General features: G+C 55.3%; 19 protein-coding genes and 1 pseudogene. 8 read left to right on the top strand and 12 right to left on the bottom strand.

The window, feature by feature from the left end:
• Nucleotides 1–51 precede the first annotated feature (51 nt).
• Nucleotides 52–1,395: a glucuronate isomerase gene (gene uxaC / locus ACR0EN_RS05315; protein WP_480585696.1), complete on the top strand. Its 1,344-nt coding sequence runs from the start codon at nucleotides 52–54 to the stop codon at nucleotides 1,393–1,395.
• Nucleotides 1,396–2,592: a mannitol dehydrogenase family protein gene (locus ACR0EN_RS05310; protein WP_480585535.1), complete on the top strand. Its 1,197-nt coding sequence runs from the start codon at nucleotides 1,396–1,398 to the stop codon at nucleotides 2,590–2,592.
• On the opposite strand, the gene ACR0EN_RS05305 is transcribed toward ACR0EN_RS05310, so the two are convergent.
• The 10 genes and pseudogenes from ACR0EN_RS05305 to ACR0EN_RS05260 all read right to left on the bottom strand — a co-directional run bounded on the left by ACR0EN_RS05305 (nucleotide 2,579) and on the right by ACR0EN_RS05260 (nucleotide 13,583).
• Complete coding sequence (locus ACR0EN_RS05305) at nucleotides 2,579–3,442, bottom strand: sugar kinase (protein WP_480585532.1); 864 nt, start codon at nucleotides 3,440–3,442, stop codon at nucleotides 2,579–2,581. The genes ACR0EN_RS05310 and ACR0EN_RS05305 overlap by 14 nt on opposite strands.
• The gene (locus ACR0EN_RS05300; RefSeq protein WP_170396161.1) at nucleotides 3,439–4,320 is read right to left on the bottom strand and encodes a DMT family transporter; all 882 of its coding nucleotides are present in this window, start codon (nucleotides 4,318–4,320) and stop codon (nucleotides 3,439–3,441) included. The genes ACR0EN_RS05305 and ACR0EN_RS05300 overlap by 4 nt, the downstream gene beginning before the upstream one ends.
• Before the next feature lie 3 nt (nucleotides 4,321–4,323).
• A pseudogene (locus ACR0EN_RS05295) lies at nucleotides 4,324–5,244 on the bottom strand (NAD(P)-dependent oxidoreductase); the annotation flags it as partial.
• A 106-nt stretch (nucleotides 5,245–5,350) separates the two neighbouring features.
• A complete protein-coding gene (locus tag ACR0EN_RS05290; protein WP_170817990.1) occupies nucleotides 5,351–6,355 on the bottom strand; it encodes a Gfo/Idh/MocA family protein in 1,005 nt (334 codons plus the stop codon).
• Nucleotides 6,352–7,854 carry an altronate dehydratase family protein gene (locus ACR0EN_RS05285; RefSeq protein ID WP_170817989.1) on the bottom strand — a complete coding sequence of 501 codons (1,503 nt, stop codon included), beginning with the start codon at nucleotides 7,852–7,854 and terminating at the stop codon, nucleotides 6,352–6,354. The genes ACR0EN_RS05290 and ACR0EN_RS05285 overlap by 4 nt, the downstream gene beginning before the upstream one ends.
• A gap of 24 nt (nucleotides 7,855–7,878) precedes the next feature.
• Nucleotides 7,879–8,829 carry a phytanoyl-CoA dioxygenase family protein gene (locus tag ACR0EN_RS05280; RefSeq protein ID WP_480585529.1) on the bottom strand — a complete coding sequence of 317 codons (951 nt, stop codon included), beginning with the start codon at nucleotides 8,827–8,829 and terminating at the stop codon, nucleotides 7,879–7,881.
• 10 nt (nucleotides 8,830–8,839) lie between these two features.
• Nucleotides 8,840–10,462: a TRAP transporter large permease subunit gene (locus tag ACR0EN_RS05275; protein WP_170396171.1), complete on the bottom strand. Its 1,623-nt coding sequence runs from the start codon at nucleotides 10,460–10,462 to the stop codon at nucleotides 8,840–8,842.
• The gene (locus ACR0EN_RS05270) at nucleotides 10,462–11,304 is read right to left on the bottom strand and encodes a TRAP transporter small permease subunit (protein ID WP_480503398.1); all 843 of its coding nucleotides are present in this window, start codon (nucleotides 11,302–11,304) and stop codon (nucleotides 10,462–10,464) included. Before ACR0EN_RS05270 ends, ACR0EN_RS05275 begins: the two co-directional genes overlap by 1 nt.
• 16 nt (nucleotides 11,305–11,320) lie before the next feature.
• Complete coding sequence (locus tag ACR0EN_RS05265; protein WP_480585526.1) at nucleotides 11,321–12,490, bottom strand: mandelate racemase/muconate lactonizing enzyme family protein; 1,170 nt, start codon at nucleotides 12,488–12,490, stop codon at nucleotides 11,321–11,323.
• Nucleotides 12,491–12,569: 79 nt separating this feature from the next.
• The gene (locus tag ACR0EN_RS05260; RefSeq protein ID WP_170396175.1) at nucleotides 12,570–13,583 is read right to left on the bottom strand and encodes a TRAP transporter substrate-binding protein; all 1,014 of its coding nucleotides are present in this window, start codon (nucleotides 13,581–13,583) and stop codon (nucleotides 12,570–12,572) included.
• Nucleotides 13,584–13,780: 197 nt separating this feature from the next.
• Between ACR0EN_RS05260 and ACR0EN_RS05255 the strand changes: the two genes are divergently transcribed.
• Nucleotides 13,781–14,431, top strand: a complete 651-nt coding sequence (locus ACR0EN_RS05255; RefSeq protein WP_170817986.1) for a GntR family transcriptional regulator — start codon at nucleotides 13,781–13,783, stop codon at nucleotides 14,429–14,431.
• Here the strand turns inward: ACR0EN_RS05255 and denD are convergent.
• Complete coding sequence (gene denD / locus ACR0EN_RS05250; RefSeq protein WP_170817985.1) at nucleotides 14,428–15,396, bottom strand: D-erythronate dehydrogenase; 969 nt, start codon at nucleotides 15,394–15,396, stop codon at nucleotides 14,428–14,430. The two genes, ACR0EN_RS05255 and denD, sit on opposite strands and share 4 nt — an antisense overlap.
• Nucleotides 15,393–16,277, bottom strand: coding sequence for an NAD(P)-dependent oxidoreductase (locus ACR0EN_RS05245; protein ID WP_170597855.1), 885 nt, complete (start codon nucleotides 16,275–16,277; stop codon nucleotides 15,393–15,395). The genes denD and ACR0EN_RS05245 overlap by 4 nt, the downstream gene beginning before the upstream one ends.
• A 190-nt stretch (nucleotides 16,278–16,467) precedes the next feature.
• Here ACR0EN_RS05245 and ACR0EN_RS05240 point away from each other — a divergent pair, with 190 nt between their 5' ends.
• The 5 genes from ACR0EN_RS05240 to ACR0EN_RS05220 are packed head-to-tail and all read left to right on the top strand — an operon-like array spanning nucleotide 16,468 to nucleotide 21,402.
• Nucleotides 16,468–17,226: an SDR family oxidoreductase gene (locus tag ACR0EN_RS05240; RefSeq protein WP_170396183.1), complete on the top strand. Its 759-nt coding sequence runs from the start codon at nucleotides 16,468–16,470 to the stop codon at nucleotides 17,224–17,226.
• Nucleotides 17,223–19,019: an IlvD/Edd family dehydratase gene (locus ACR0EN_RS05235; protein ID WP_480585522.1), complete on the top strand. Its 1,797-nt coding sequence runs from the start codon at nucleotides 17,223–17,225 to the stop codon at nucleotides 19,017–19,019. Before ACR0EN_RS05240 ends, ACR0EN_RS05235 begins: the two co-directional genes overlap by 4 nt.
• A gap of 11 nt (nucleotides 19,020–19,030) precedes the next feature.
• Complete coding sequence (locus ACR0EN_RS05230) at nucleotides 19,031–19,879, top strand: fumarylacetoacetate hydrolase family protein (protein ID WP_170423956.1); 849 nt, start codon at nucleotides 19,031–19,033, stop codon at nucleotides 19,877–19,879.
• Nucleotides 19,872–20,795 (top strand): 2-hydroxyacid dehydrogenase, encoded by a 924-nt coding sequence (locus ACR0EN_RS05225; RefSeq protein ID WP_480585519.1) that lies wholly within the window; start codon nucleotides 19,872–19,874, stop codon nucleotides 20,793–20,795. The genes ACR0EN_RS05230 and ACR0EN_RS05225 overlap by 8 nt, the downstream gene beginning before the upstream one ends.
• Nucleotides 20,796–20,811: 16 nt before the next feature.
• Nucleotides 20,812–21,402, top strand: coding sequence for a LysE family transporter (locus ACR0EN_RS05220; RefSeq protein WP_170817981.1), 591 nt, complete (start codon nucleotides 20,812–20,814; stop codon nucleotides 21,400–21,402).
• Nucleotides 21,403–21,430: the final 28 nt, after the last annotated feature.

Below are 21,430 nucleotides of genomic sequence, written 5' to 3'. Positions count from 1 at the left end.
CAATTGCGGGCAGCAGTATCGGAGGCAGAATTGACTGGCAATTTGAATGGCATGGCAGAAAACCTGTACTTGGGCATCAAGGACCTGCCAATCGTGTCTCCGCATGGTCACTGCGATCCGGGGTGGTTTGCAACCGATGAGCCGTTTCCCAACCCGGCAGAGCTGCTTGTGGTTCCCGACCATTACGTGTTCCGTATGCTCTATTCGCAGGGCATTCCCTTGTCCGAACTTGGCGTTGGGGAAGAGGGGCGAAAGAAGGATCCTCGCGCCGTTTTTCGCACCTTTGCCAAACACTGGCATCTGTTTCTGGGAACGCCATCCCGGATCTGGATGAGCTACGTGCTGCACGAAACGCTGGGCGTGTCTGAAGAGTTGTCTTTGCGCACGGCTGACCTGATTTATGATAAAATCTCAGAAAAGCTGGCGCGACCCGAATTTCGTCCGAGGGCTTTGTTCGACAGGTTTGGGATCGAGGTTCTGGCCACCACGGATTCCGCTCTCGATGGCCTCGTGGAGCATCAAGAGATCCGTGCAAGCGGTTGGGGCGGGCGGGTTGTTCCGACGTTCCGCCCAGACGGGGTTTTGGATGGGGCGGACCCGGAGTTCGTACAGAACCTGAACAAGTTGGCCGAGCTGACAGGCTGCGATCTGGACAGCTATGATGGCTACCTCAACGCGCTGCGAATGCGGCGGGCTTATTTCATCCAGCTGGGATGTACTGCCACCGACCACGGTATCGAACGCGTAAAGACCGAGTGGCTGGACGACCCGGAAGCGCTGTACCAGCGGCTGAGACGGCGGGAAGGTACCGAACAGGATGCTCGCCGGTTCTATGGGCATATGCTGATCGAAATGGCGCAGATGTCTGTCGATGATGGCCTGACAATGCAGATACATGCTGGCAGCAAGCGCAACACGAACCATGCGGTACTGCGGGACTTCGGACGGGACAAGGGGGCCGACATTCCAATCGCGATGGATTGGGCCACGGGCCTTGAGGCGCTATTGAACCGGGTCGGTAACTCGGCAGAACTGCGCATCATACTTTTCACATTGGACGAAAGCACCTATGCCCGTGAATTGGCCCCGATGGCGGGACATTGGCCGTGCCTTAGGATCGGGCCGCCTTGGTGGTTCCACGACAGCCCAGCCGGGATTGCGCGGTATTTCGATCAGGTCGTTGAAACGGCCGGATATTACAATCTGGCCGGATTCAATGACGACACGCGGGCTTTTCTGTCCATTCCTGCACGTCACGACCTGTGGCGACGGGGTGTGGCGTTTCATCTGGCGGAGCAGGTTGCGCGCGGCTATTTCGGTCGGGACAGTGCCGAGCATCTGGCGAGATTGCTGGCGGTCGATCTGGCGAAACAGGTTTACGGGTTGCAAAGCTAGATGGGTACAATTCTTCACTTCGGTCTTGGAAACTTCGCCCGGGCGCATTTGCTGGACTACACCGATCAAGCGGGCGGATGGGACGTTGTCGGCGTCAGCCTGCGTTCATCCTCGGTTCGGGATGGATTGGCCCGACAGGGTTTCGAGTACGATTTGTGCGTACAGGGGCAGGGAGTCCGGCGCATCAAAGCTCTGCGTGACGTTCTGGTCGCGCCCAAGGATCGCGCAGAGATATTCGATGTGATGGCGGATGCCGAGATCATTTCGGCAACCGTTACCGAGAAAGGTTATCACTTGGACGCCGCGGGCAAGCTGAACCTTCAGGATCCAGCGATTGCCGCCGATCTGGCAGGGCAAGGGCCTGCGACGCTGATCGGGTTTTTAGCTTATGGCCTTGCGGAACGGCGCAAGCCAGTAACGGTACTAAGTTGTGACAATCGCATGGAAAACGGCAAGACGCTCGAAACGGCAGTTGCCGATTTTGCGGAAGCAGCCGGTCTGGACGTGAATTGGGACTCTGTTCGCTTTCCCAACGCGATGGTCGACCGGATCACCCCGGCTACTACGGACGCCGTTCGCGCAATCAGCGGCGATCCTATGGCTGTTCCGACCGAGGCGTTCTCGGAGTGGGTGATCGAAGACAGTTTCTCCGGTCCACACCCGGATTGGCCGGGAGTGCAACTGGTCGATGACGTAGCCCCGCACGAGATGCGAAAGCTGCGCATGCTGAACGGTGCCCATTCCCTGTTGGCTTATGCCGGGTTGGAGCGGGGCCTGACCTACGTCCACGAAGCGGTTCAAGACCCGGTTTTGCGCCCGCTGGTTTCTGAGTTGATGAAGGATGCGGGCGCTACGCTGCCCGCTGCACTGCAAGCACAGGTTCCGGATTATGCCGAGGCTTTGTTGCGCCGCTTTGAAAACCCCGAGCTGGCGCATCGTCTGGACCAAATCGCGATGGATGGCAGCCAGAAGCTGCCGTATCGGTTTGTTCCCACACTCCGTGAGACCGGCTCTCAGGCGGTGATTGCAGGGATGCGGGCCTGGATCTCTTTTTGCATGTCCGAGATCGCAAAGGGCAGGGCGCTGAACGATCCTTGCGCGTCGGAAATTGCCAAGGCCGTCAAGCAGCCGGACCCGGTAGCGCTGCTTTTGGGTCTCGTTGGCGCTGAGGATCTCGCGCCACTTATCCGGGAATGATCGCGCCGCGGAACTGAACAACGGTGGAAGCCAAATTGTGTCCAGCCATCAGGGCGTCGGCCTGTGATTTCCCCATCAGCAAGGCCGCGAGGTACCCACCGTTGAAACTGTCGCCCGCCGCTGTCGTATCCAGCACGTTTTTGGCAGGTTCATAGGTTTGGTCAGTGTTCTGACCGATGGACAAAGGGCCATTCTCTCCGCGTTTCAACGCACCAACACCGTGATGATCGGCAAAGCGTGCAGCCACCTGGTCCGCGCCTTCCCCGAACAATGCCATCTCGTCGTCAATGGACGGCAGGGCAATGTCTGCACGTTGCCAAAGCCGTTGGTTAATCTGCCGAGCGTGTTGGACGCTGTCCCAAAGACGCGGACGAAAGTTGCTGTCATATACCAACCGGACGGAAGAGCCTTCGAGCCAGTCCAGAAGCGCAAGCCTGACTGCATGCGGAAGAATGGCCACGGAAATCCCTGACAAGTACAGCACGTCGTAACCGTTGAGCGGGCTGAAGTCGTGATCCGCAAAAAGCTGACGGGCGGCCGCCTCGCTGCGCCAATAGGTAAAGCTGCGTTCACCGTCCGCAGATGTCGTGATCGCGTATAGTCCCGGAGAGGCGTCCGGAATGATACGGATGCCGGATGTTCCGATGCCATGACTGGCGATGAAATCCACGATACGCCTTGAGAACGGATCGTCGCCTAGACATGTCACATACTCCACCTGCAGGTCAGGCGCGGCACGGTGCATGTAGATGGCCGTGTTCAGCGTATCCCCCGCGACGCCCACCTTTGCGCCGGTTTCCAGCATGGACAATTCGATCATTGCTTCGCCGATGCAGGCAATTCGCGTCATTTCTTTTCTCTTTTCCAGATGATGAGACCGGCAGCCATGATCAGCGCAGCCCCCGCCAACGTGAATGCGTCCGGTACTGTGTCAAAGAACAGATAACCCCAGATTGCCACGTAGATTAGGAACGAATAGGTGAATGGCATCAACTGGTTCGCCGTTCCAAACCGATGCGCGTTCGTCAGCAGCTGATGCCCGCACCAGCCAAACACACCAAGGCCGATCAGTACAATCAGGCTCCACGTGTTTTCTGGCTGGACCCAAAACCAGATGGCGAACGGCAACAGGACCACCGTACCGGTAAGCCCGAGGTAGAATTGCATAGTGTCAACGGCAACAACCCCGGACAGCCTGCGCGTCATGATCGAGTACAAGGCCAAAGCGGTGGCATTATATACGATCAGCAGCATGGTCGGATGAAAGGCCGAACCAAACGGCCGTACGACAACCAACACCCCCAGAAAGCCCAGGATGATAGCCGCCCAACGCCATGGGCCCACGCTTTCTTTCAATACAAAGACGGACAGAAAGCACACGATGACCGGGCTTGAGAACATGATTGCCGACACAACGGTCAGTGGCAAAAACCGTAGGGCATAAAAATTGAAAACGGTCGCCGAGATCAGCAGCAAGGCCCGGCTTATCACCTGCCATGGATGGTCAGTCTTGAACCGACCGGCCTCTATCCCGCCCTTGGCGATCACGCCCACTGAGATCACGAAGTGCCCCGCATAGCGCATGAACGCCAACTGAAATGCCGGCACTCCGGCCAACGCCAACCACTTGGCCCCAAGGTCAACCAACGAAAAGAACAGCCACGCCATCAACATCAGCACAATGCCAAGGCGCGGCAGGTCAGCGGTGGGGTTGGCGGAGACGGCCATCGATCAGGTGTTGAAACGCTTGACGTAGTAGTCAACCATCTGGCTTACCATGTCATCCGCCTGACCGTGGTCGCGGGCGTCATTCAGCGCCGAAAGCGCGCCCTGCGACATCACGCTGGTAACGCCTGCCTCGCGCGCCATTCGGTCATAATACCCGAGGTCTTTTGCCGCGTTCTTGATGGCAAAGGCCAGCTGATTTGGGTCGCTCTCAACGCCATAGGCTTTGACGAAATCCATCATTCCGGAATGCAGCGGCCCTGCGGCCATCACATCATACAGCTGCTTGCGGTCAACACCGGTGATGTCAGCCATGGCAAAGGCTTCGGCCATCGCGTTCGCAACGGTCATTCCGAAGAAGTTGTTGATCAGCTTGATCGTGTGCCCGGACCCAACGGGGCCAAGGTAAAAAACGTTTTCGCCCAAATCTTTCAGTGTCGGCTCGGCCTTGTCAAAGGCAGCCTTGTCGCCAGACGTCATAATGTTGAGCTTGCCTTCTAGCGCGTGTGAAGGTGTCCGGCCAAGCGGTGCATCAAGATAGCTTCCGTCGGCTGCGGCAACCTCCTCGGCCAAGGCGCGTGTGCTGCCAGGAAGCGAGGTGCCAAAGTCGATGACAATCGCGCCGGACTTCAATCCCGCAATCACTCCATCTGCACCGTGCATTCGGCTCTCGACCTGTTCGGAGGTGCCCATGCACAGCATCACGATGTCGCTGGCCTGAGCCAGTTCTTGGGCGTTTTGCATCTCGCGGGCGCCTCGGTCAATCGCGGCGTCCAGGTACGTGCGGTCGCGGTTTCCCAATACAGCGACCGAATACCCTTGGTCCAACAGTCGGCTCACCATGGCTCCGCCCATTAGTCCCAAGCCGATAAACCCGATTGATGGTTTGCTCATTGGTTTCCCTTTCCGTGAATGTGTCTGGTTCTTATTCTTGTGTTTGTTGCGGGCGGCTTTGCTTTTTTAATGCTCATATTGCCCGGTGGATAATCATTGGTTTTTGGGTGGTCCGGCATTTGACCGGGCCGCATGTCCATCAGGCCGGCGCCCGCGCTCGGGTCGTTCGCGCCTTTAGCCCCTGTTCAATCCGTGATGTGACCTCGAGCGTTCGGGCTGCTTCCTCGACGTCAATCAGTGGAGGAGCGCCATCGATCACGTCAAGGAAGTGATCCAGCTGCACCTCTAGCGGTGCGCGTTGTTGTTCCGGTCGTGTAAGTTGGTCTTTTTGGGCCGCAGTGCCCCAATCCTGTCCGCGCCACAGGGTCATGGAGGGAAAACTCACAGCGCCACTGGTTCCCGTGATCCAGATCATGTCCTGATGGGTCGTGCCGATGTTCGGGTTCTCGCCGGTTCCGGCCTCAAACCCCCAGGGGCTGGGTGCGGTATCGGCAAAGCTGATAGTGCCCGTCGCGCCGTTTTCGAATGCGATCGCGACAGCCCCGCTTTCTATCCTATCCGATCCGCGGATGGGCGCTCCGGGCAGGGCGACGACATCCGAGATTTCTCCGATCACAAAGCGCAGGACATCGATATCATGCACCAGATTGATCATGACTGGGCTGCCATCGGAAGTCCGCCAGTTCTGTTCAAAATAGCTGTCGGGTTTGCGCATGGCCCACAGCAACGAGACATTGATGACTTGTCCGATCGTACCTTGCGCGATCACCTCCTTCAGGTGTTGCAAGATTGTATGATACCGCCGATGGTGGCCTACAAGGCTGCGGACATTGGCCTGGCGAACGGCCGTCTTCAGGCGCAGGGCATCATCGACCGACGCGGCAACCGGCTTTTCGATCAGCATGTGCCAACCGCGGGATGCGGCCAGAATGCCATGTTCGGCATGCAGGCGGGTCGGAGTGGCGATGATGACGCCATCCACTGGGCCCTGCACCTCGTCCATACTAGCAAAACGCGGCGCGTCGATCTGGATCGAGCCATCTGGATCGGCCAACCCGACCAACTGGCAACCGGGATGCTCAATCACGGCGCGGACGTGGCGGATACCGATTAATCCGCCGCCGGCTACAAGGATCCGTTTCACATCACCGCTCCGATTTGCCAGGGAACAAATTCGTAGTCACCCAAGCCCTGCGCCTCGGACTTGGTCCGCGCGCCAGAGGCGACTTGGAGCAGCCGTCGGTATATTTCCTGTCCTTTTTCTTCGACGCTGGCGCCTTTGGTCAGAATGTCGCCCGCATCCACGTCCATGTCCTCGGGCATGCGTGCTGCCAATTCAGAGTTGGTAGCGATTTTCAGCGTGGGTGCCGGTTTGGACCCAAATGCAGAGCCGCGTCCCGTGGTGAAGCACACAAGGTTGCACCCAGCCGCGATCTGCCCGGTCACCGAGGCCGGGTCATATCCGGGGCTGTCCATGAAGGTGAAGCCTTTGGCGGTGATGGGTTCGGCGTATTTGAATACACCGGTCAAAGGGGTGGTGCCGCCCTTCGCCGCTGCCCCCAGCGACTTCTCTAGGATGGTCGTCAGACCCCCTTGCTTGTTGCCGGGGCTTGGGTTGTTGTCCATCGAACCGTGATTGCGAGCGGTGTAGTCCTGCCACCAATCGATCAGTCCGATCAGTTTTTCCCCAGTTGTGCGACTAAGGGCGCGGCGGGTCAAAAGGTGTTCGGCTCCGTAAATTTCGGGTGTTTCCGCAAGGACACCTGTGCCGCCTTGCGCAACCAACAGGTCGCAGGCATGTCCGAGCGCCGGGTTCGCGGTCACGCCGGACCAAGCGTCCGAGCCACCGCATTGCAGCGCAACCATCAGTTCGGACGCCGGGGCTTCGCTGCGCCTCGCCTCATTGGCAATGGGAAGCATCTGGTTGATCTTGGTGATGCCCATTTCCACGGTCCGACGCAATCCGGCGACGTTCTGGATGTTCATCGTTTGGAAGGTGGGACTTTGCTTCAGCCCATACGCGTCCAGCAGCCAGTCGATCTGGTTCATCTCGCAGCCCAGACCGACCATCAGAACGGCAGCGTGGTTGGGGTGTTTTGCAAACCCCCACATGACCCGTTGAAGGGCTTCGAAACCGTCGCCGGAATCGGCCATTCCGCAGCCTGTTCCATGGACAAAGGCCACCACGCCGTCGATGTTCGGAAACTTGGCCAGCTTGTCCGGCGTGAAGTGATTGGCGATCATGCGGGCGGCAGTCGCCGAACAGTTCACTGTGGTCAGAACCGCGATGTAATTGCGCGTGCCGACCCGACCGCTGTCCCGGTGGTAGCCCATGAATGTATCGACCGAGGTGGCAGGTTTGGTGGGCCTGTGATCCGTCGCAAACTCGTAGTCTACGCTGGTGTTCCGGAACTCGACATTGTGGGTGTGTACATGGTCGCCGGGTTCGATCGGTCGGGTGGCGTAACCGATGATCTGGGCGTACTTTCTGACCGGATCGCCGAGTGCAAGATTCCGCGTGGCGACCTTGTGCCCCGAGGGTATGCGCGCATTGGTCGTGACATCCTCGACCATACTGCCGGCCTCCAGGTGCCGAGTTGCAACCACCACGCTATCCGTTCGATCTAAACGTACAAAAGTCATAATCAGCTTTCCTGGCGGCAGCAGCTAGGCGCAGAACGGTGAGTCCGATGTCCACCGGTGAATATCTATATGCGGCTTGCCGGACAGTCTTGCTCGCGCCGCCTCCCAATTGGACTTGCAGACGCGCCAATCTCGCAGCTCGGTTTCGGGGCGCGAACTGGACCTCGCGATGAAGCTGGGGAAATGATCTCGACCGGTCGGCTGACCTGCCGCGCTAAAGCGGATGTCGAACGACCAGCGGAACCGGTCCGTTTTATTGATCAGCGAAGCGTGTGGTGTCAAAGGGTGAAACAGGATGATCCCGCCGGCCTTGACAGGAAGGGGCACGGCGCGGCCTTCATCAATGAACCCGTCGGCAATGCCTGTCTGCGTCCGGGCACAATGTGGCAGGATAGATTGGTCTTGTGCCATTGGCAGCACTTGCAGGCAGCCGTTTTCAACCGTTGCATCGTTGACGGCAATCCACACCGTGACCATGTCGGTCTGATCAGCATCCTCCAGCGCAACCGCTCGGTCCTGATGCCAGTCCGTTGCGGTGATGTGCGCGCGCACCTCGTCCTTGGACAGCTTCAGGGCAGGGGGCTTCAGCCGAACGTGCTGGATTGGATTGCTCACCAACTCTGGCCCGATCAGCTGCTCGACGATGTCAAGCATGGGACGGGCCGTCAGCAAGTCGAACACTGCGGGCCCAATATGGAACGGTGTGTCCGCCATGATCCGATCGCCGGGCAGCGAGATGTCCAGCGGCTGGAAATAGTCGCATCCGGCCTGATAGGCGGACAGAAGTTTGTCCCAGAAGGTCATTCCGGACGGCTCGTCCTTGACCAGTCCTTTTTTGTACCAACAGTCATAGAGCCGGTTCAGGACATCCGAGTATTCCGCTTGCACCCGACCCAGGACATCGCGGGGAATTACATCCTCAACCACGAGGTATCCATCGGTCTGGAACTTGCCAATCGCATCTTGTGTCAGCATGGGTGCAACCTCACAACAGCAGCGCGATGATACCCGGCCAGATCAGAAGAACGGAAAGCGCCAGCAACTGGATCCCGATGAATGGCAGGAAGCCGCGGAAGATATCCGTCAGGCTGATATGCGGCGGAGCCACTGACTTCAGGTAGAACGCGGCCGGGCCGAAAGGGGGCGAGAGGAAGCTGACCTGCATGTTCATACAGAACACGACGCCGAACCAGATGGCGACATGACTCGGCTCCAACTGGCCAAAGACTCCGATTTCCTCGATAGGAAGGCGCAGGACGATCGGCAGAAAGACCGGAATGATCAACAGTACGATGCCGACCCAATCCATGAATGCGCCCATGAACAGCAAGATCAGCATCATTACCAGAATGACCAACATGGTTGGCAGCTCCTGGCCGACGATCAGGTCGGCCACGTATTGGGGCCCTCCAGCAATGGTGTAGGCACCCGCCAGCGCGGCGGCCCCGATCGTAACCCAGATGATGGTGCCTGTGGATTTTAGTGTCCGCATCAAGCTGTCCCAAACCAGCTCGAACGATCCTTCGCCCCGCAGGATGGCGATGATCAGGACTGCGAAGGCGCCCATACCAGCAGCCTCGGTGATACCTGTGATCCCGCCATAGATCGAGCCGAGCACGACGCCGATTACAACCAGCGGCGCGACGAGACCCTTGCCCATTTCCCAACCGATTTTTGAGCGTTGTCTGCCAAAGACGAAGAAAATCAGCAGAAGGGCGACGATCGTGATGCCGGCAAACCAGGGCAGGTAGTCAGCTGTCCCCAATCGCGCTGGTTCGCCCTGGCTGGCAGCGTTTGAGCCTGAGAGCTCGAAAAACGCGGCTCGGATAAACAGAACGGTGGAAAATCCGGCGACGACGATGCTCATGAAGGCACCAAACAGTTTGCGTTTCTCGGCTGGTTCGGGGTCGTTCGGGTCCGGTTCCGGCAGCGGAGCGTGATGAGGATTCAACCGCGTGCGGATGATGATGTACAGGATGATCATCGAGGCCAGCATGAAGCCGGGAATGAAAGACGCGGTGAACAGCGACTTGATCGAGGTTTCGGTGATCAGCCCATAGATGATCAGAACGATCGAAGGAGGGATCATGGTGCCCAGAGACCCTGAGGCGCAGATGACGCCGATCGCGAGATTCTGATCGTAGCCCAGGCGCAGCATCTGGGGCAGGGCGATAAGGCCCAGCAGGACAACCTCACCGCCGATGATGCCGGACATGGCAGCCATGATCACCGCCATGATCGAGGTCACGATCGCGATGCCGCCGCGTGTTCTGGACAGCCAGACATTCAGCGACGAATACATGTCGCGCGCGATCCCGGACCTCTCTAGCAGCGACGCCATGAAGATAAACAATGGCACGGATATGAGCACGTAGTCCGTTAAGAGCCCGTATATCTTCTGCGCCAGGATATAGAGCGGCCCAGTCCCTGGCCGACCGGTGAGAATCCCGTCGCCGAATGAAAACGGGTTTAAAAGCAGTGTCGGTTCGAACTTGAGCACAAGAACCAGAACCGCAAGCGAAGCCGAGGCCAGACCCAAGGGCATCCCGATCGCCAGAAGCACAATCAGGGCGACCATCAGGATGAGTGAGATTGTTCCAATGTCCATCAGTCTTGTCCCACCGCCCGTTTGATCATTTCAATTTCGTCTTCGTCCGGTTCATCTGTGTGGATTTCCGGTTCTTTGTTCCAATCCGCGACCAAGTTCAAAATTGCTTGCATTGCGACCAGCGTAATCACGATCAGCACCATCGGCTGCAACGTCGCCGGGATCGGAGGATTGAAGGCAGAGCCATAAAGCTCCCATTTGTAGAGCTTATTGACGAACACCTGTTTGTAGCTGCCGTAGACAAGAAAGAAGGCAAATAGCACGATCAGTATAGTCGAAACCGTATCAAAAACGCGCTGAAGCCAACGTGGAACTGCATCGTACAGCAGGAATATTCGAATGTGACTGCGTTGCTGCATGGCGTAGTAGCCAGACATCAAAAACACAAAGCTGGCGAACCAGAGTGTCATTTCGTTCGCCCACTCGGTCGGCTTCTCCAGGATATAACGCATGAAGACTTCGTAGAGCATCACGACAGTCATGATTGCGATCATCATCATCGTCACTCGACCTATGAACAGGGCGAAACGGTCCATAACCGTCGAGCCTTCGAACTCCATCGTCGCCGGGCGCACGGTCTTGGTACCAATCACTGCAAGAAACGGTAGAAGGACGAGCGCGGCCATGTCGATGATGTCGACATACCCCCCGAATACGCCAGACAATTCGGGCGTAACGTCGCTGCGCAGATATATTTCAGTTACCTGACTTTTGAGGGATTCAGAGGTGTAAGGCAGCCAGTCCAATAGGAATGCGGGAAGATGCCAAACAAGCCAGCTGGCTGTTGCGACGAAGGCCAACGGTATGAGCCATTCAATTAGTCCGCCTGAGTTCTTGTGCATCGCGTAACCCTCGTCCTTATCCTTCGATCCTGTAGTGATCGATAAAGTCTCGGTCCGGCTCGACACCCAATCCGGGGCCAGTCGGTATCATGACTCGGCCGTTGTTGGCCTTGACCTGATTTTGAATTTCCAGCGGTTCGGTCAGCAGATCGTCCCGAAACTTGTTGTCCGTTGTGTCGAACTCCAGCATCGGCTCCCATGGATGCAAGCCGCCTGGAATTGCGGGCATGGCCGCTAGTAAATGCAGATTAGTTGCGACGGCGATGGCGCTACCCCAGACGTGATTTACGACCGGAGTGAAATGTGCGTGGCATAGAGACAGTACCCTGAGATACTCTGAAACACCGCCCAAAGCACAAACCTCTGGCTGCGCGATATCGATGCCACGGTTTTCAAGAAGATTGCGCCATGCCCAGCGATTGAAGACCGCCTCTCCGCCTGAGATGTTTACTTTAAGCGAAGTGCGCAGTTCGCGGTATCCGTCAATGTCTTCTGGCGCGACCGGTTCTTCGAACCAATATGCGTCCAGTTCTTCCAGCGCCCGACCGACAAAGAACGCGTCTGAAGTCGTATAGGCATGGTTTGCATCAACCATAAAAGGAAAGTCCTCACCAACTCCGCGTCTAACTGCTTCGCACAGTTTCACATCAGGCTTCGGGCCAAAGCCCGTTTTCATTTTGGTGGCGGTAAATCCCATTGCCTTGATCTTTGCGGCTTCATCCTCAAAACGGCTTGCAAGATTAGAAATCGGTTCATCCCGGAGCATCATGCCGTAGCCGTAGCAAGGAATGCTTGCGCGATGTGCCCCGCCGACAAGCTTATGGAGGGGGAGGCCAGAGATTTTGCCGGAGATGTCCCAAAGTGCGATGTCCACCCCGGACAAAGCCTGTATTGGCATTCCGCTTTGGCCATGGTCTCGCAAAAGATTGTACACCTTGTGCCAGATCACGTCTTTGTCCAAAGGGTCCATGCCAAGGACCATTGGTTGGATTACCTTTTCCACGATGGTTTTGTTCGCAATGGCTACGTTTCCGGGACCAAAGCACTCCCCCCAACCGGTTACCCCTTCATCTGTCTGAATCTCGACCAGATGGGTTGTACGCTTGTCATAATACTGTTGCGAGTAGCCCAGAACTTCCGGCATGTCGTACTGCAGTACATGACTTATTATTCTGGTGATTTTCATGAAGTTCTGGATCCCGGCGCCGATCCGGAGAGGCCGCAAGTGCGGCCTTTCCGTGTGTCGTAGTTCGATCGAAGCCTGATTATTGCATTGCGCCCAGGTCACGCAGGAAGTTGATGTGGCTTTCCAAAAGCGCCTGTGCTTCAGGTGTCGTTGCGAACTCTGTCCAACCGACCTGAACGGCCGCGCGATACGCTGCCAGGTCTTCAGGCGACCATTCGTACAACTGAACGCCTTTTGCCTTCAGGTCTTTTGCAGTCTGAGCGTTCTGCACTTCATTGATTGTGGCATTGTGCAATGCCAGGCTATCCATTGCGACTTCCATGATCTTCTTGTGATGCGCGGGCATCGCTTCCCAGACGTCTTTGCGACAAGCTAGGTGATCTGCAGGCATCGAGTGGAAACCGGGATAGTTTGTGTGACCTGCGATCTCGTACAGACCGAGGCCTACGTTGTTCGTCAGGTTCGCAGCATCCGCACCATCAATGATACCGGTTTCCAAAGCCGTGAAGATTTCGTTGAAGTCCATCACGATCGGAGAAGCGCCAAGTTCCGCGAACACCTTGGTTGCAAGGCCTGGAGGCGAGCGGAACTTCCAATCTTTGAAGTCTTCCACTTTTGCAATCGGCTTGGTCGAAGACAACGACTCTGGCCCGGGAATCCACCATCCGATGAATTCCATGTCGTAGCCGTTGTATAGATCATTTACAGCTTCTCTTCCGCCGCCATGAAGAAGCCAAGCCATTTGCTGATATGGGTTCTGATATCCGCCGAGCAGGTCGCCCGCAAACTGGAAGGCCGGGTTTTTACCGGTCTGATAGCCGCCGCCCGTCATGTCGCAATCTAGAATTCCGGTAGCTGCGGCATCGAAGGTTTCAACTGATTTGACCACCGAAGAGGAATAGAACATTTCAACTTCGATTTCGCCGTTCGACATTTCCTGAATGTCTTCAACGAATTTTGCAGCCATCTGGCCTGACAGAGTTTCGGGCGAAAAATGGGTTTGAATTCTAAGCTTCGTTGTTTCAGCCATCGCGAAACCGGCTGCCATTGTCGTGGCTACGGCCGCCAGGGCCGCTGTCTTGACTATTTTCATATTGTCCTCCCAGACGTTGAGCGTGCGCGGTGTGGAAGATCTTGCCGCCTCCTTTGCTGTCGCGCAGGTAAACGTTAAGCCGAAGAATCGAATGCAACAAGAAAAAATTGAAATTTCTAAAAATTTCGAGATTCTTGCGATAATTCGAAAATAAGGTTAGGACGCTACTTGGACAAAACTTGAAGGTGCATACTGGAATGAACGACGAAATAGATATTTATCAAGATCTTAAGATGCGCCTGATCTCTAATGGATTCGAGCATGGAGCGAAGGTGCGGGCTGAAGAACTTCGTAAAGTGTATGACTGTTCTGCGAGCGCCGTTCGTGAAGTCCTTTTTCGTTTGGCGGCTGTTGGTTTGGTGGACTTTCAGGAACAAAAAGGTTTCCGCGTGCCAATGCGTTCGCCGCAGAAGCTTATCGAATTGACGCACGTCCGTGTTCTGTTGGAGGCCGAAGGCACCGCAATGTCGATCCGTAATGGCGGGGTGGATTGGGAAGCAAGATTGACGGCCGCACATCACAAACTCAGCCATATCGAAAAACGCATTCACGCCACAGACGACCCGAGCGGCCTTATCGAGATATGGTTTGCCTCGGAAAAGGAGTTTCACCAAACACTTATTTCTGCCTGTGGCTCGGAAACTTTAAAACAAATGCATAGCCGAGTTTACGCGCAGTTCAGGCAGCAGTTGATGGTTGCAGACCGGAACTTTGAATTCATTTCTCAGAACATAAGACACCATGCCGATATACTTGAAGCAGCATTGTCAGGGGATGAGCAGTTAACACGAGAGAAAATTCACGATCATCTGGAACGCCACCTAACTGGAAAGACGATGGGCGACTAAAGCCGAAAATCGTCTTCCAAATACACGCGAATGATTTCGTCGAAGCTTGATTCCGCCTCGAACCCCAACTCCAGAGCGCGATCTGTCTGAAAGTCTCGCGGCCAATTCTTGACTATTCGTTCGATTGTCTCGTCGGGTTCTTGCCTGATTAGGCCAACCGCTTCTTGGCCGGCCACTTTGCGCAGAGCTTCGATTTGTTCGGCGACGGTGCAACTTACGCCAGGCATGTTCAATGCGCGTCTGTCATTCAAAAGCTGCGTGTCCATTGTTGCTGCGTGGGTCAAAAAAGTCGCAGCGGCGCGGGGGCTGGCGTGCCAGTGGCGAACGGTTTCGGCAACTGGCAAGACAGCCTCATCCCCATTCAATGGCTCTCGGATTATACCTGAAAAGAAGGACGAAGCGGCAGCGTTGGCTTTGCCCGGGCGCACACACAAAGTGGGCAAGCGCAAGGAAATACCGTCGATATATCCTTTCCTGCTGAAATCCGTGATCATCAATTCAGCCGCCGCTTTCTGCGCTCCGTAACTTGTCAAAGGTGCCGAGAGGAACTCATCGCTTATCTTTTCGGGGAATGGTGACCCGAAAACTGCTATGGACGAGGCAAAAACCAGACGAGGTGTGTACTCGTTTCCTGATGCCTCGTGTTCATCCTTAAGTGCATTCAGCAGTGCCCACGTTGCCATAAGGTTTACATCCCAACCCAACGCAAAGTCTGTTTCAGCTTGGCCTGAAACGATAGCTGCAAGATGAAAAATGACGTCTGGCCGTTGCGTAGCAAAAGACTTAGCTATGCCTGACGCAGTCAAGTTCCCCACAATTTGATTACCTGCCGCACTGTCGGGCTGGAACGAGAGATCAAACAGTGAGACTTGGGCATCGGCTCCAAAGGTTTCTTGGGTCGACACGCGATGGGCCAGTTTCTGGCCCAGCATTCCTCCGCCGCCTATAATCAGGATCCGCGTCACAGCATTCCGTTCCGTTTTTTGAGTTCTAGATACAAAGCCGAATGATCCAGTTCGGCCCCATCCATTTCGTCTATCAGATATTCGAAACGGTCGCGCACAGATCGGGTGCTAGGTAGCTCAACGCCAAGGCTTCCCGCTTCCTCTAGCGTGTTGTCCAAATCCTTTAGTTGAAACTTAGACAAACCCCCAGGTGTAAAATTTCCATCAGACATGCGTTCGCCATGTTGTTGCAAGATAATACTATCCGCAAAGCCCCCCTTCAGTGCGGCCCTCAACGCGGTGGGGTCCGCACCGCCTTGCTGAGCGAGTAGAGTCGCTTCGGCGACAGCCGATATTGTTACAGCGACAATTGTTTGATTGGCCAATTTGCACAATTGACCAGAACCACTTGGGCCAACATGTACAGGCCGGCCCATTGCTGTCAGAACCGGTCGCACGCGCTCCATAACGTCCTGATCGCCACCGACCATGATCGCAAGGGTGCCAGCTTCGGCACCTTTGGTGCCACCGGAAACCGGGGCGTCCAGATGCAGCACCCCCATCGAGGAAAGCTGCGCGGATTGCTCTCTTGCGTGTTCGGGTTTGGCGCTCGACATATCAATCCAGATCATCCCCGGTTTGAGTTGCTCGCGGAAAGCCTCGTCAGCAAGTAGCGCGCCGGTCGCGTATCCATCCGAGAGCATGGTTATTATTACGTCTGCACCCGAAACCGCCAGCGGGGCAGTTTCCACCAATGTCGCGCCTTCTGCTGTCAACGGTTTTGCCTTTTTCAAGCTGCGGTTCCATACAGTGAGCGGAAACTCGGCGCGCAAAATATTCCGCGCCATAGGAGCTCCCATCAGGCCGGTTCCCAACAGAGCCACTTTGAACTGCTTGCTCATCATCTACTGTCCTTCCGAAGGTGCGCCACGCATGGTTATGGCCAAACCAAAATCTCTGTCATACGCTAACGGCTCTGTGCCCACATGCCAGAAGTCGTTGCAAATCCGCCAAGGTTTCTTTGCTTCTCGGTTGATCTGTGGGACGACGTAACACTTGTCCAGTCGCCACTTTTGAGGTCGGAATATTTATATGTCAGAAAGACTTAAGGGAAAAAGCGTCCTGGTCACAGCCGCCGCACAGGGGATCGGACTTGCAAGCGCAATTGCAATGGCAAGAGAGGGTGCAAAAGTCTATGCGACGGATATTAGCCCCAAAAAACTAAATTTGATTCGCGGTCAGAATCTCGAAAATCTCGAAATTTTCGAGATGGATGTGACGAATAATGACAGCATTCATCATGGGGTCGCGCGAGCGAAGCCGGACGTTTTGTTCAACTGCGCAGGGTTCGTGCATCACGGAACTATTCTGGATGCAACCGATGAAGAGTGGGATTTTGCCATGGACCTTAATGTGCGCTCAATGGTGCGCACGACAAAGGCTGTATTGCCGGGAATGCTAGAGCGCGGAGGAGGCTCGATAATCAATATGTCTTCCGCGCTGGGTTCCATAATCGGTGCGCCAAATCGTTTTGTATATGGAACGACAAAAGCCGCTGTTGTCGGGCTGACGAAATCGGTGGCCGTGGACTTCATAACAAAAGGAATCCGGTGCAATTGCATTTGTCCGGGAACAGTCGACAGTCCCAGTTGGCGTGACCGCGTAGATGCGTTGGGCGAGCAACTGGGCAGCAGAGAAGAGGCCCTTGCACAATTTGTGGCGCGTCAGCCTATGGGGCGTGTAGCGAAAGCAGAAGAGATTGCTGCATTGGTCGTCTATCTGGCGAGCGATGAAAGTGCATTCACCACAGGACACACGCACATAATTGACGGGGGTTGGTCAGGCCAATGACAAAAGTATCAAAAAACGATTTGCGATCTCGCAAGTGGTTCATGAATTCTGAGAACCTTGAGATGACGGCATTGTATCTGGAAAGATACCTGAATTACGGATTGACCCGTGAGGAACTGCAATCAGGCAAACCGATCATTGGCATTGCTCAGACCGGCAGTGATTTGAGCCCCTGTAATCGGCATCATATCGAATTGTCCAAACGTGTTCGCGATGGAATCATCGCCGCCGGGGGAACGTGCATCGAAATACCGGTCCACCCGATACAAGAGACAGGTAAACGGCCAACGGCGTCACTCGACCGCAACCTGGCTTATCTGTCCTTGGTTGAGAGTCTATTCGGGTATCCGATTGACGGCGTTGTTCTGAACATTGGTTGCGACAAGACCACGCCCGCGCTTCTTATGGCCGCTGCGACCGTCAACATCCCAGCGATCGCCCTGTCGGTCGGTCCCATGCTCAACGGCTGGTGGAAAGGTGAGCGCGCCGGATCGGGAACGGTTATTTGGAAAGCGCGCGAAGACCTTGCGGCTGACGAAATCGACACCGATGAGTTCATGGAAATCGCAGCCGCCGCAGCACCTTCGGTGGGTTATTGCAATACGATGGGAACAGCAACGACCATGAATTCGCTTGCTGAGGCCTTGGGTATGCAATTGCCCGGATCAGCAGCCATTCCAGCCCCGTATAGAGAGCGCGGTCAAATCAGTTATGAAACGGGTAAACGCATTGTGGACATGGTCTGGGAGGATCTACGCCCCAGCGATGTGATGACACGTCAGGCTTTTGAGAATGCGATTGTTATCAACTCTGCGATTGGTGGATCGACGAATGCGCCGATCCACCTGAATGCAATCGCTCGGCATCTTGGTGTTCCGTTGACCAACGATGACTGGCAGAAACTTGGCCACGACGTTCCACTGTTGGTTAACATGCAGCCTGCGGGTGAGTATCTGGGCGAAGATTACCAACAGGCCGGAGGTGTACCCGCCGTTGTCGGAGAGCTTCTTCATGCTGGATTGCTGCCGCATCCCGATGCGATAACGGTGAACGGCAAGACAATGGGCGACAATTGCTCGGCACGCCGGTCTCAGAATAGCGACGTAATCAAGCCCGTCAGTAACCCGGTTAAGCAACAGGCGGGGTTCATCAATCTCTCAGGCAACCTGTTCGAGAGTGCGATTATGAAAACATCTGTGATCTCAAAGGCATTTCGAGAGACCTACCTGTCGAACCCGGATGATCCTGATGCATTTGAGGGCAGGGCGGTTGTGTTTGATGGGCCTGAGGACTTTCACCATCGGATCGATGATCCTGCAGAAAACATCGACGCAAACTGTATACTGATTATGCGCGGAGCGGGACCAAAAGGATACCCTGGTGCTGCAGAGGTCGTGAACATGCGGCCGCCCGCATATTTGTTGAAACAGGGCATCGAAGCCCTTCCTTGCATCGGTGATGGACGGCAATCCGGTACATCAGGAAGTCCGTCTATCCTGAATGCCTCACCCGAAGCTGCAGAGGGTGGTGGGTTGGCCTTGGTGCGAAATGGTGACCGACTGCGCATCGATCTTGGCAAAGGCACTGCAGATATGCTGGTTTCGCTTGAAGAACTGCATGAACGCGCCCGCGATCTGGAGGCAAAGGGTGGTTATTCAACCCCGCCCAACCAATCCCCCTGGCAGGAATTATTCCGCGAAAAAGTAGATCGGTTGGATCGCGGTATGACGCTAAAGGGTGCAGAAAACTACCGCGATATCGCGCGAGGCTTCATGCCACGCGATAACCACTAAAAGGAACAGAAATGAAACTTGTTCGTTACGGAGCCAAGGGCTCGGAAAAGCCAGCCCTGGTCGACTCTGAGGGTCAATTGCGGGATCTGTCCGCTCATATCAATGATATCACGGGGGATATGTTGGATGACGGAACGCTTGATAACCTGCGGTCATTGGATCCGAACAACCTGCCAATTGTAGAGGGTGACCCTCGTATCGCTCCGTGTGTCGGTGACATCGGCAAATTTCTTTGCATCGGTTTGAACTACTCGGACCATGCTGCAGAAACCGGCGCAGATATTCCCGAGCATCCGATACTTTTTTTCAAGGCGAACTCGGCTGTCATTGGTGCTTATGACGATGTTGTTATGCCGCGGGGGTCTACACATACCGACTGGGAATGCGAACTGGGGGTCGTCATTGGTAAGACAGCCAAATATGTTTCCAAGGCCGACGCACTCGAATATGTTGCGGGCTATTGCATTGTAAACGACGTGTCGGAAAGGCATTTTCAAACGCAACTGACAGGTCAATGGACCAAAGGAAAATCCTGCGACACATATGGCCCTACCGGCCCGTGGTTAGTGACCCGGGATGAGGTGCCGGATCCCCAGAATCTTGGTATGTCACTGGATGTAAACGGTCAGCGCATGCAAACCGGGAATACCGCCACGATGATCTTTTCCGTTGCCGAGATCATTGAGCATCTAAGCCAACTTTTTACACTGCACCCCGGTGACGTCATTTCAACCGGAACACCGCCCGGTGTTGGAATGGGGATCAAACCGGAACCAGTTTATCTGAAAAAGGGCGACGTCATGGAGCTTCGTATCGATGGGCTTGGTGTTCAGCGGCAAAAGGTCGGCCAAGATGACTGACTTGTTGCAAATCGGAGGGATCACTGAACGGATGCGAGAACGCCTGTCTTCAGTGTTCAATATTCATCAATTGGACGATTTCAACGCGGAAAGTATTACGCATATCGTAACGAACGGGCATGATGGCGTTCCGCATGACCTAATGATTTCACTCAGTAATCTGAAGATGATTAGCGTCTATGGAGTCGGTTACGACGCCGTCGACGCTAATGCTGCGGCTGAGCGTGGGATTGTTGTGACGCACACGCCCAATGTGTTGAACAAAGAAGTCGCAACCACCGCCGTTCTGCTGTTGCTGTCATGTTATCGAGAACTCATACGTGACGATAATTACGTTCGGTCCGGACGGTGGGAAGTTGAAGGTAATGCCCCTTTGACGCGGTCAGCGGACAATCAAAAAATAGGCATTCTTGGTCTTGGTCGCATTGGTCAGGCGATTGTTGATAAGTTGGAGCCGTGGGCACCCGAAATCTCATATCACACCCGCAATCAAAAGGATGTCCCGTACCGATATTTCGACAATTTGGTTGAAATGGCAGAGCATGTGGACGTCCTCATATGCATCACGCCCGGCGGCCCGTCGACCAATAGGCTGGTCAACGCTGAGGTGTTGCGCGCGTTGGGGGCAGACGGCACTCTGATAAACGTTAGTCGAGGTTCGGTTGTCGACGAAACTGCCTTAATTACTGCATTGCAAAATGGTGAGCTCGGGTGGGCAGGGCTTGATGTCTTCGAGGACGAACCGCGCGTTCCAGAAGCATTGCGCGAGTTGTCCAATGTCGTTCTGCTCCCTCACGCTGGTAGCGCGACTTTTGAGACGCGTGCAGCAATGGGTGACCTGACTGTCGACAATCTGCTGCAACACCATAAGGACGGATCGGTGATCACAGCTGTGCCGGAATGCAGAGATCTGTAATAGGCCAATCTGAAAAGTGTTTGAGTTTGCTGTCGCGGTTTTCTTTCTGCTGATTACGCCGGGCCCGGGTGTTCTAACAACCGCGGGTATTGGATCAGCATTTGGTTTTCGAGCTGGACTCGCCTTTGTGGCTGGTCTGATGCTGGGCGGGTTCATCAACATGATGTTAGTTGTCTCTGGAGTCGCTGCGGTTGCTTTGGCTGTACCGGTGCTTAGAACTTTGTTGCTAGTCGCCTCTGTTGGGTATTTGGTATTTCTCGCCTGGCGTATTGCCAGCGCCGGCTCAAAGGTCGGATTTTCCCCTGCGGTTTCGCCGCTTGGTTTTGCGAACGGTCTGACGCTTCAGTTCATTAATCCCAAGGCTTACGTGGTCGGCACAGCATTGTTTTCAGGGTTTGCCTTTTTGCCCGATGCGCCCGTTTGGGAGGTCGTCATAAAAATCGTAGTATTCAATATGATTTGGGTGCCAGTGCACATGATCTGGCTGGGTGCTGGCGCAAAGCTGGGTAGCCTTGATTTAAGCGAGAGATCGCATCAAAGGATCAATATTGCGATGGCCGCTTCATTAATGGTGGTTGTGGTGATTGCCTTGGGGTCGGCGCTATGAACGATATCTAAGTCGGTCTTACTTAGCA

The organism is Ruegeria sp. AB7 (assembly GCF_056542625.1).
Note: the sequence above shows the minus strand (reverse complement) of the source record. Positions and strands in the feature narration are given on the sequence as shown.